General features: G+C 51.4%; 12 protein-coding genes, 4 tRNA genes and 1 pseudogene. 5 read left to right on the forward strand and 12 right to left on the reverse strand.

Annotated elements, in window-relative coordinates:
* The 6 genes from AB1500_12910 to AB1500_12935 form a co-directional block, all read right to left on the reverse strand.
* The coding region (locus AB1500_12910; GenBank protein MEW6184051.1) for a GTP-binding protein at positions 1-420 on the reverse strand (420 nt) is incomplete at its 3' end.
* 360 nt (positions 421-780) lie between these two features.
* Positions 781-857, reverse strand: a tRNA-Met gene (locus tag AB1500_12915).
* A gap of 7 nt (positions 858-864) precedes the next feature.
* Positions 865-941, reverse strand: a tRNA-Thr gene (locus tag AB1500_12920).
* Positions 942-1,179: 238 nt separating this feature from the next.
* A tRNA-Met gene (locus AB1500_12925) sits at positions 1,180-1,255 on the reverse strand.
* Positions 1,256-1,388: 133 nt separating this feature from the next.
* Positions 1,389-1,463: transfer RNA gene (locus AB1500_12930), tRNA-Thr, on the reverse strand.
* A gap of 75 nt (positions 1,464-1,538) precedes the next feature.
* Complete coding sequence (locus AB1500_12935; protein ID MEW6184052.1) at positions 1,539-2,369, reverse strand: DNA-formamidopyrimidine glycosylase family protein; 831 nt, start codon at positions 2,367-2,369, stop codon at positions 1,539-1,541.
* A 438-nt stretch (positions 2,370-2,807) separates the two neighbouring features.
* Between AB1500_12935 and AB1500_12940 the strand changes: the two genes are divergently transcribed.
* From AB1500_12940 to AB1500_12950, 3 genes are all read left to right on the forward strand, one after another.
* The gene (locus AB1500_12940; protein ID MEW6184053.1) at positions 2,808-3,323 is read left to right on the forward strand and encodes a DUF3231 family protein; all 516 of its coding nucleotides are present in this window, start codon (positions 2,808-2,810) and stop codon (positions 3,321-3,323) included.
* A gap of 17 nt (positions 3,324-3,340) precedes the next feature.
* The gene (locus AB1500_12945; GenBank protein ID MEW6184054.1) at positions 3,341-3,865 is read left to right on the forward strand and encodes a DUF3231 family protein; all 525 of its coding nucleotides are present in this window, start codon (positions 3,341-3,343) and stop codon (positions 3,863-3,865) included.
* Positions 3,866-3,964: 99 nt separating this feature from the next.
* A complete protein-coding gene (locus AB1500_12950) occupies positions 3,965-4,429 on the forward strand; it encodes a DUF3231 family protein (protein ID MEW6184055.1) in 465 nt (154 codons plus the stop codon).
* Positions 4,430-4,628: 199 nt separating this feature from the next.
* Here AB1500_12950 and AB1500_12955 read toward each other — a convergent pair.
* Positions 4,629-4,771, reverse strand: a pseudogene (locus tag AB1500_12955) (vancomycin high temperature exclusion protein).
* Between the two features lie 527 nt (positions 4,772-5,298).
* Here AB1500_12955 and AB1500_12960 point away from each other — a divergent pair.
* Positions 5,299-5,457 (forward strand): hypothetical protein, encoded by a 159-nt coding sequence (locus AB1500_12960; GenBank protein MEW6184056.1) that lies wholly within the window; start codon positions 5,299-5,301, stop codon positions 5,455-5,457.
* Between the two features lie 393 nt (positions 5,458-5,850).
* On the opposite strand, the gene AB1500_12965 is transcribed toward AB1500_12960, so the two are convergent.
* The 3 genes from AB1500_12965 to AB1500_12975 all read right to left on the reverse strand — a co-directional run bounded on the left by AB1500_12965 (position 5,851) and on the right by AB1500_12975 (position 7,081).
* Complete coding sequence (locus AB1500_12965) at positions 5,851-6,189, reverse strand: VOC family protein (protein ID MEW6184057.1); 339 nt, start codon at positions 6,187-6,189, stop codon at positions 5,851-5,853.
* Between the two features lie 115 nt (positions 6,190-6,304).
* Positions 6,305-6,676, reverse strand: coding sequence for a DUF1801 domain-containing protein (locus AB1500_12970; GenBank protein MEW6184058.1), 372 nt, complete (start codon positions 6,674-6,676; stop codon positions 6,305-6,307).
* Between the two features lie 174 nt (positions 6,677-6,850).
* Positions 6,851-7,081, reverse strand: coding sequence for a hypothetical protein (locus tag AB1500_12975; protein ID MEW6184059.1), 231 nt, complete (start codon positions 7,079-7,081; stop codon positions 6,851-6,853).
* Between the two features lie 1,256 nt (positions 7,082-8,337).
* On the opposite strand from AB1500_12975, the gene AB1500_12980 reads away from it, so the two are divergent.
* Complete coding sequence (locus tag AB1500_12980; GenBank protein MEW6184060.1) at positions 8,338-8,955, forward strand: hypothetical protein; 618 nt, start codon at positions 8,338-8,340, stop codon at positions 8,953-8,955.
* 64 nt (positions 8,956-9,019) lie between these two features.
* On the opposite strand, the gene AB1500_12985 is transcribed toward AB1500_12980, so the two are convergent.
* Positions 9,020-9,382: a DUF4180 domain-containing protein gene (locus tag AB1500_12985; protein MEW6184061.1), complete on the reverse strand. Its 363-nt coding sequence runs from the start codon at positions 9,380-9,382 to the stop codon at positions 9,020-9,022.
* An 8-nt stretch (positions 9,383-9,390) separates the two neighbouring features.
* Positions 9,391-9,840 carry a DUF3795 domain-containing protein gene (locus tag AB1500_12990; GenBank protein MEW6184062.1) on the reverse strand — a complete coding sequence of 150 codons (450 nt, stop codon included), beginning with the start codon at positions 9,838-9,840 and terminating at the stop codon, positions 9,391-9,393.
* Between the last annotated feature and the right edge of the window lie 537 nt (positions 9,841-10,377).

The following is a 10,377-nucleotide window of genomic DNA, read 5'->3' on the forward strand; positions in this document are numbered from 1 at the left end:
CAGGTCCGCCTTGTTCAGGTAAACCACGATGTAAGGCACGTTCACCTGCCGCGCCAGCAGGATGTGCTCGCGCGTCTGCGGCATCGGCCCGTCTGCGGCCGATACCACCAGAATCGCTCCGTCCATCTGCGCCGCGCCGGTAATCATGTTCTTGATGTAGTCGGCGTGACCGGGACAGTCCACGTGCGCGTAGTGCCGCTTTTCGGTCTCATACTCCACGTGCGCCGTATTGATGGTGATCCCGCGCGCTTTCTCTTCCGGCGCGTTGTCGATCTCGTCGTACTTCTTGTACGACGCCATCCCCTTCTGGGACAGCACCAGGGTTATCGCCGCGGTCAGCGTCGTCTTGCCGTGGTCTACGTGCCCGATCGTCCCGATGTTTACGTGCGGCTTCGTCCGAACAAATTTCTGCTTTGCCATGAATTCCTTACCCTCCATAGACTAAGTGAATAATGGTATCTCCCGCTTAACGCGCGTATTTAAAACCATCCTCGTCTCAACGCGGTCATACGCGGGCCAGAAATGATTATTCGAGCTTGAACGGAGAATTCCTTCCGGAAGGGCGTTAAAAACTTCAACACCAAAACGGAACGGAATTCCTGCAGGCCGTGAAAAACAACCCAGCACTCAATGAAGTATTGAAACGCTTGTATTCATTTTAGTTATCCGTATAACTACCCACTTTTTGCGCACCGATTTGAGTGCCTGGGGGAAGGTGAAGCCGGTCGGTAAACCTGAAAACAAAAAAACCTGAACAACATGTCGTTCAGGCTGCGATCATGGTGGCGGCGCAGGGACTTGAACCCCGGACACTACGGGTATGAACCGTATGCTCTAACCAGCTGAGCTACGCCGCCTTGTTTATGGAGCCCATAGCCGGGCTCGAACCGGCGAACCTCATCCTTACCAAGGATGCGCTCTACCTGCTGAGCTATATGGGCGTATAGTCGCGGCCGACCCGCAAATAGTATTTTAAATTATGGCCGTTGCGATGTCAAGCGGCAGCCGCTCCGGCTTTTCTTCCTCTAAATAAGCGTTCTTTCGACGGGCGCGACGATAAGCTTCGCATTACCGCCAATCCAGCACTCGGTCTCTGGGTGCCGGGTAATAACGCCAAAAGTATTATCGTATTTCTGGTGGCCAATAAAAAAACCCGCTGTCGCTGCGGGTTCTGTTTTCTGGTTGCGGGGGTAGGATTTGAACCTACGACCTTCGGGTTATGAGCCCGACGAGCTACCTGCTGCTCCACCCCGCGATGTCACAAACTTAATTCTAACACATCGCAAGCCCTTTTTCAAACTAAAATACTTACCATTTGCAAGGATTCGCGCTGCGAATCCCCTCCTCTGACTTCCAACCTCCAACTCCTAACTTCTAACCTCCAATTTTGGAGCTGGGGATGGGATTTGAACCCACAACCTGCTGATTACAAATCAGCTGCTCTGCCGTTGAGCTACCCCAGCACCGCACCTTATTATAGGATACACCGGGTCTCACCGTCAAGCTCAACTTGGCCGCAAAAGCCGGCTAGAACTTCCTTACTTCTGGCAGTCGGGGCAGAAATAACACGCCCCGCCCAGGTACTGCATCTTTTCTATCCGCCCGCCGCACTCCGGGCAGGGAAGTCCGACCGCCCGCTTGTCCATTACGCGGACATATCCTCCCGGATTATCGTAAAGGTCATACTCGTCGTACCGGCCGCCCTTTTCGATGACCTCGCGCACCGTTTCCCGTATGGCGTGGTACAGCCGCCGTCTCTGATCCTTGTCGAGACCGTCGACCGGGTGTTTGGGGTGAAGACGCGCCCTGAAAAGAATGTCCTGGGCGATGGCGTTCCCCAGTCCGGGAATCAGCTGGTCCTGGGTCAGAAGCCCTTTAACGCTCTTTTTTTCCGTTTTCAGCACGGCGTCTATAAGCGCGCTGAAGTATTCGAAAGTAAACCCCGGCTCTACGGGAGTGGTCCTTATGTCTTTGATGTACTGCCTGTCGTGCTCTTTTCCCTTCTCGTACAGTTCCATCGCCCCCCACATCTGCGTGGTGGCGGTGAAAAAAGAGCCGTCTTCGAAAAAGAGGCATAAATGATACTTCTTTTGCTCCTTGGACCCCGGAGGGTGATACAGCACCTTCCCCCCGCATTCGCCGAACACCAGAAGGTACCCCGGATCGAGGGAAACAAACAACCATTTGCCTTCAGCCCGCGCTTCCCCGACCGTTCTACCCCTCGTCAGCGCCTCGAACTCGTCGCGGCTCCTGTTGTACCACACAAACTTGTGGGGGACGCCGCCCAGGTGCCCCCTTTTTATTACCTTGCCTTTAAGGGTTTCATTGATCTGTCCGGCTAGTGTCACAAACTCGGGCAGCTCAAACATAGGCATTACCTCCGGTTCAAACGATATATCCCGTAAATCCACTCTTTCCTTTCGGGTTCATAGTGATATTATATCATTTTCATGCCTCGCCGGTCTTTCGCTGAGCGAGGGCGTCGGCTGAGGTTACGCTCGTTTGGGAATCCTCGCGCATAAAGCTGCGGAGGCAAGGCATTACTATTCTCAAGGGAGTACCCGATGCCGCCTTAGGCGGCACCACGTCGAATGAAAAATGAGGACCCTTAAGCTGGTTACTTAGAAGTAGTAACGTAAACAAAGGCGGAACGCGGCGAGGAGCGAGCAATACAAGGAAGGCGCAACCGGACGGGCCGGAGCGTATACGGAAATACGTGAGGACCCGCCGGTGAGCCTAACGCAATAATGCGAAGCTCATCGCCGCGCCCACCGAAACAACGCTTATTTTCGAAGGATGTGTTGAAATTGCCTTCAGTATCGGACATTAAAACGGCCGTCCTCGGCGGCGGCAAACCGGTGGACAAACCCATTCTCGCCGGCGAGGTACACGCGCTCTGGAACTTTCTCACCTTGAGGTATCTCTATCTCGAAATGACGGACATCTTCAAAAACTACATTAAAGACATAGACTTTAAGCAATTGGCGTCCCGCTCCGTTTCCGCTACACTCAACAAACAGATCCAGACAGTGGAAGCTCTCCTCAAGGACTACGGCCTGGCCATTCCGCCGAAGCCGCCGTTCGGCATCAACACCGCGGTAAATGCCGAAGCCATGCGGGACGAGATGATGTACCGCCTCATCCTGGTCGGCGTGCAGTATTTCATCGAAACACATGCCGAAACCCTGCGCATGATGAGCAGCGACGGCCTGAGGAACCTGTTCATGGGGTGGATGAAGGAGGAGTTAACTATCTTCGATGATTTGGTGAAGTACGGTAAAATAAAAGGCTGGTACTGGGGCGCCCCTGCATACCAACACTAACACAGAGGTGATATTTGATGGTCCAGTTGTCGGACATCTACGATGCCGTGACCGGTGCGAACGTCGCTCAGCGCCAGGCGAAACTTTTTGCCGGTGAGGCGCACATGCTGTGGGAACACCTGCAGCAGCGCCACGATTACCTGGAACTCACACTGATCTGTCTCAACAACATTAAAGACACCGATTTTAAAATGCTGGTCGCCAAAGGTCTCAGAGATACCATGCGGACGCAGATCGAAAAGGTCAACAGCCTGATGTCCACCTTCGGCATCCCGTTTCCCGAAGGTGCGCCGGAAAGCGTGCCCACCGCGGCGGATACCGATATCTGGCGCGACGAAATGGTTTTCAACCTGCTGCTGGCAGGGATCCGTAACTTTATGAACGTGCACCTGCGGGCGATCAAGCTCTTTATCAGCGACGGCCTGCGGAACCTCTTCATGGAATTCATGATCGACGAAATGAAAATCCACGACAACCTGATGAAGTACGGCAAGGTAAAGGGCTGGGTGTTGGCCCCGCCCGCTTACAAAGCGCAGGGCTGATACAAAAAAGCAGGCACATGACCACTTTGCCAAAAGGGGTGTTTTAAGCTGCCGTCCATTTCGGACATCAAAACGGCCGTCTTCGGCGCCGGCAAGCCGGTGGATAAACCCATTCTCGCCGGGGAAGTCCACGCGCTCTGGAACTTTCTCACCCTGCGTTACATCTATCTGGAAATGACGGAGATCTTTAAGAATTACATAACAGACAGCGAGTTCAAGATTCTGGTACAGTACACGGTATCCAACGTACTGGGTAAGCAGATAAAAGAAACGACAAAAATAATGAAGGACTACGGTATCATTCTGCCGCCGAAGCCGCCGTTCGGCATCAACACCGCGGTAAATGCGGAGGCGATGCGGGACGAGATGATGTACCGCATCATCCTCGTCGGCGTCCAGTATTTCATCGAGACGCACGCCGAAACCCTGCGCATGATGAGCAGCGACAGCCTGAGGAATATGTTCATGGGGTTCATGACGGACGAGTTGAAGATATTCGACAACCTGGTCAAATACGGCAAAGTGAAAGGCTGGTACTGGGGCGCCCCTTCGTATAAGCACTGACCAACGTTGATATACGTAAAGCAAGCAGAGGAGATCCTCAGGTCTTTTACAATATGGTAACTATCCAACTGAATATACGCCAATTGTGTTAGAAGTTGCGACAATTGGCCACGGGACGTGATTTCCCTACAACACTGCAAGGTCGCTTCTTCCCAACGACTTAAGTGCAACAACACGCCGCCATATGACCCGCCCATCTTGAAAATCCTACGGTGGATATGCCATGGTGCTCCGTAAGACGCGTTCGTTATGAAACCGCTGACTGATTATTGTTAATCGACTTTGGTCGAAGACCTCTTTCGCCCGTACTACCGAGTCACAAGTTCCAAGACCCGCATAGTCGCAGGTAAGCCTACCAGGACTTATCCCCCTTTAAAAAAAGAGGGGAACCATCCTGCACGTCGAATCTCATTTTGTAATAAAGTTAAAAACGGGTTCCGATATTTAATTGGTGGAAGCCGTGAGGTTGTTTTATAACACGTTGCAGCACCTGACGTGGTCGCTTGGGCCCCGGGGAGCAAATAGCGAAACCGGCCATCATACTGAGGCCGGTTTTTGTTTTTTCTGAAGTCTCTGAATGAGAATTTTCCGGTAAGGAGTCCCCCATGCCGCTTACGGCGGAACAACAAGGAATGAAAATTAACGTTGGAAATAGCATTTCCCAGTTATATCCGATATTTATTGTCTTAAATCATGGCGTTCTTGGCGTCTTGGTGGTTTGATCTATTTTCTGAGGAGGCGATTTAAAGGACCGAAAACCTTGCGCTATTTGTGAAGTTGTAAGGAGGTGGGATTGGTGCCGAAAAGGGTTATTAATACTGCAGTATAAGGGGTGGGGCACGGTCAACGACTCCGGGACCTACCGGTTCATGCTATACGCTGTAGACGGCCGATTAACCGGGGCGGCGGGACCTGATAAGTTCCGCATCAAGATCTGGTCCGAAAACCCCGACGGTACGGAAAACGTTGTCTACGACAACCAGACGGAAACAGAGCTTGGCGGCGGCAGCATAGTCATTCACAAGTGAGTATTGTCGCTTAAAGCCGCAAGCCTTCAGAGCGCTGTTGACAACAGCGCTTTTTTTTCGTTGTTTAACTGTCAAGGGAATGGTTCCAATGAAAACCGACGCACAGATGAGCAGGACGCCCCCGCGAAGGCGAGCGGGAAAAGCTCGGCTATAGGCACGCACCGTACAAGGCCGGGAATCACCTGCTGCGGCATGATTTACAGCGGAATAGCGGTAAGACCAAACGATGGATTATGGGGTATCATCGATTTATCAGCTCTCTAACCGTTTCCAAGGGTACTGACGTCTTTTTAGACACCTCTTCGGGTGTCATGCCTTTTCTATGAAGCCGTTGAATAAACGTCCCCATAGCCTCTCCGACTTCGATAAGATGCCTGTCGGGATCGAAAAACCTTACGGTTCTCTGGCCCACGGTTCTTCGTGAAGTAAGTGGAGAAACTCCACGCCGTTTTCCTTCAATTTTTCGCATACCCCGTCGATATCCTCGGTTTCGAAGTATAATTCGAACCGGTTGATTCTTTCGTCAATATCCGGACCCAGCCCCAGCTTCTTAGGAATTATATGATCGGGGTCGATCTCCCAGAGCGTTATCCCGCCTTTTAAGATAACGTTTTTGCCAAAATCTAATTCAATGACTTGTTCTAACGTTTCCGTGTAAAACCTTTTTGCGACCTTAATGTTCTTTACGAAAGCGGCTGTTGAGTGAAACTTGATTTCGGTTTTATGGTTCATGTTGCCCTCGTCTTTTTTATCGTATTTATTTAACGGCTGAGACTGAGCCGCCGCAATGCCGCGGTCAACTCCCGGCCGTCCTATTTAAGGCGGAACAGCCGACCCGGGATTGCCGTCAGGACGAGCCCTGCAATTTGCGCCAGTTGGCCTTGAAGTAGTCCAACCGCGAGAGCGCCCGGCGCACGTAGTCGGTGACAAGCTGCGGGTCGAGATCATTTGCCGAAGCGAAGTCGATGCTTCTAAGAAACTTGCTCGATCCCGCCCGAAAGACGTTATGCGGGTCGTCGAGCAGCCCGCCGAAGTGAAACCGGAGGCTGACCGCTTTCTTCGTGACGGCGATGGCGCAGATCCAGTGATGGAAGTCGCCGGCAAGCGCATATGTAAGCTGCCGCCACTTGATTGCGGCGGTAATCTTAGAATCCGCGTCCGAGACGGCGCGATCAAGTGCCATGACGACCGGCGCGAACCGCGTGTCTACATCGCTCACGAACGTATCTAGTGCCGAGTCCTCCACAGGCGCACCCCCTCTGTGTCACCTTTACTCTGTCTTCCACGGCCTGTCTCCCTTTTGTGACCTTCTCGTATATAAAGGCAGCGGTTTTTAAGATTACTCTCGGCTTTTTATTGCAGAATTAACAGCACCAATTGTTCCATACTTTTTTTAAAATGCATCGATAATTCCCTGGCGGGTAACACTTCCAAAAAGGTGTTTTCCCCCACCCCCCAATTCTTTTTCATTACGTCTTATTATTATTTGAACCTTCTTTGAAACGGGGTCTGTCCAGCGTCGAAATCGCACCTTATGCTGAGCAAAATAATTAAGCCACGCTTCAATATTCTCCTCTGGCGGATCTGTGGGTGGCAGCATGCCTTGAAAACCTTTCTTAGCCATCTGGATTCCACCTTTGTATACTAAGATTAATCTCAACTGACTCAGCGCCTTAGATGTAGGACTTCACTACAAAGGCCTCTTTACTGCCGGTTGTCGACCGGCGGGGCTGTGCTCCAACGGCGACTTCAAAGTTGCACTTGGTGTATTCGCGACAGAGTTTAGCAATAAAGTAAGCTGCAGCGATGTCACCGCCCGGGGAACTTATAACTAACAGAATAGTTTTCTCTGGATCTGCCTTGGTTGCGGCATTGTAAATTCTATCGGCATCCGCTCTTACGATTGAAGCTCTATCAAAAATAAACAACACGTTATACTGATCGCTCAGGTTTGTCTTGCCAAGGTCAAATTGCACCTGCCGATTTACGATGTCCTTAATCTGGTCATCCGATAGTTGAGAGGCGTCTGGAGCAAAGAACGCGGCGAATGGTGGGTGGGTCGGCTCTATTGGTTCCTCCCCGCTACCTCTACTGCTCTCAGACGGAGTAATTCCAGGTGGAACTTCTGGCGGCTTGTCTTCGGAAACGGTTGCCTTCTGGGCGTGCTTCCTGCCTGAGCATCCCCTAATCTCCTATCCTTTTCGGTAAATATTCCTAATTCTCTATTGGCCGTATTGTATAGTTGATAAGTACAGTGTCAAGGAAATATATTACAATAGCCATTGCTACCGTGTTCCTCTATCAACATTAATATTTGTTGGTTAAGTTGTTAACCAAAGTCTTATTAAATGCTAAAAACAATCGTAGTGTGAAATATTATTTATTTTCTATCCTCATGCCGCCCTAAAACTACTGCCGTTTGTCCGCAAGTGCGCGCTCTGCCGTAGATCCGCTTACGCGGACACGGTGAAGACGCGCCCAGCACTCAGTCGAGTTAAAGATAAGAACAAAGTCAAAGCCTTGTGTTTCTTTCGCGCTATATTATTTCTGAGTGCTGGACAACAGGCGCGCACATCGTGCCGTAATCAAGGAAAGAAGTTGATAGTATGGAAAAGCGCTGTTTATCACCCAACCAAACAACATTAGGAGGGTAAAGTCAGGCTCTATAAGCGCGCCGTGGTTCGCTCCGCGGCAAGCCGATGTCGCGTCGGCGCGGAGCACAGCGCGCCGTGGAACAAACGGCAACAGGATTGCTTCCTTTCTTTGATACTTATCATTTTTTTAAACCAGCTTATGCAGGCAGGAATAGGCCCGGAAGTGAACGGGTGTATAACGATGTGACACAGTCGAATACTAAAGACTAACTGGAGGTAGAAATCCTTGAAAAGCCCCAATGACCCCTTTACCCTATGGGTCGCCTCGGGAATTATCGCGGTACTGGTCAGGGATACCTATAGTTTTCTGGCAAAGCAAATCGGGTTTGCAAAGATTTATATCTGGAATGTAGGCGCATCCTTACTTGTTGATGTCCCGGATATCGGCACTTTCTGGGGAACGGTTTTAGGGGTTATTGTTGATTTATCGGTTGCCGGGGTATTCGGCGTAATAATGGGTTTACTGTTGGAGTGGAGGGGCCGGAACAGCTACGTGTTAAAAGGCTGGGGCGTTGGAATAACGGCCTGGCTGTTCTTTTACGGGATTCTCTACCACAACCTCCCTCACACTATCGCGTACGCGCCCTCCGACCCCTTATCCAATATAAGCACGTTTATCGGACACTCTATCTTCGGTATTACCATGGCTGTTGTTTACGTGGATTATTTCTACAAGAAATATATCGGTGTCAACGAAAAGAATACCGATATGAAAAATGGACCGGTTAATGCACCGGACCCCCAGGTTGTCGTATTAGAAGTGGAAAACCGTGGTCCTTCCCTCTGGAAGAGGGCGACAGAGAAGTGTGTGAAAACCATTAAACCTAAGAAAATAAAGCCTTAATCCGGGTCGGCCCGACTCCGGCATCCCCATTGACTGCCGGAGCATGATGGCGCCGCGTCCCGTTCTACCCGCTCACAAGCCAGTCTTCCGCCTCGCTTCTTTCCTTGCAGAAGCGGATATTACCGCCCTTGTTGCACTCGTAGATAAGCTCTTTGAACCGCTCGCTCTTAATCCGGTCCATATCGACCACCAGCGCGGCTTTCATGTAATACGTCGAAAACTTCTGCAGGACGGTCCCCGCGAAGCCGGTTTTCAAATCAAAGAAGTCCGGATTAATGTTCTCATGGTGCAGCATAAGAAGTTGGGTGTCGTTCTGCCCGCATTCCGCCAGCAGGTCGAGCACGTCCCGTTCCTCTTGAACGATAAGACAACCCTGTTTGCCCTCGACATAAGTCCTGCCCTTTGCTTGCCCGATGTTTATTTCCATAGCTGTTTCTAATACCGCGGTTTCTTCTTCTGCTCTTGATGGTAGGCCTCGACGCCGATCTCCTTCATCCGGTCGTTGCTGTGACGCCAGTGGTCGTGCAGCTCCGGGTGGAAGCGGTTGCGCTCGCAGGGGTATTCGCCGCACTGGAAGCAGAAGTCCACGCCTTTCTCCTTGAAGCACGTTTTGGCGGCGCAGAGAGGGAACGGGGCTTCTCCGTAACGGCAGCCGGAGCAGTCCGCCTGCGTGAAGAAGTTCAGGATCTCCCGGAACTGAGGATAGCCTTTAAGCGCCGGGACGAAATCGCCGATCTTCGCCGCGGCCTTCTCGAAGCCCTCCAGCCGCTTAATAAGTTCCGCGGCGAGCTTCTTTATCTCGCCGCCGCCGTACCTGGCGCACCGGGAACAGTCCAGCCCGCAGGGCGCCAGTTCACCGAGGATGACCTGGTAATCTTCCGCCATCGTTTTCCTCCTATCTCAATGTTTTAGGATCATACTTTAAAAAGCTCGTTGTTTCACATTTTTAAAATATTTCTTGGGTGGTCTACCCACTTGTTCGCTCCCTGCTTACCCTATCACGCCTCACTGGGTCTTTGCCCTAACATTCCTTCGTACAGCATAATGGGAGCGGGTGGGGCACCGTTACTTCGAAACAGGGTCATGCCCTAATGGAGGGTATCCGGTTTCCCCCACCCAAGAATAGTTTCAAATTGGACGATGTCTCAAATCGGGGGCTCTTGAGATCCACCTGACATCAAAGAACTAAAAATAACCTTTTCTGTCCTCCTCTTGTCATGTGCCAAGGAGGTTCCCCGGAGGTTCTCCCCCCTGGCGGCACCGTTAGGGTAGCCTTGACAGACGGGGCCCTGCATAGCGGCTTCCAGTAATGCCCTGACGGCTCCATCGCCACTATAATAGCTCCCGCCCCTATACGTTCTTTCGCGCGGCTTATCCTGCCCAGTAGACGTGAAAACCCATTTGTGCTATTCTGAAACGAGA

The sequence above is a fragment of the Bacillota bacterium genome, from assembly GCA_040755295.1.
Classification (GTDB): Bacteria; Bacillota; Desulfotomaculia; order Desulfotomaculales; family Ammonificaceae; genus SURF-55.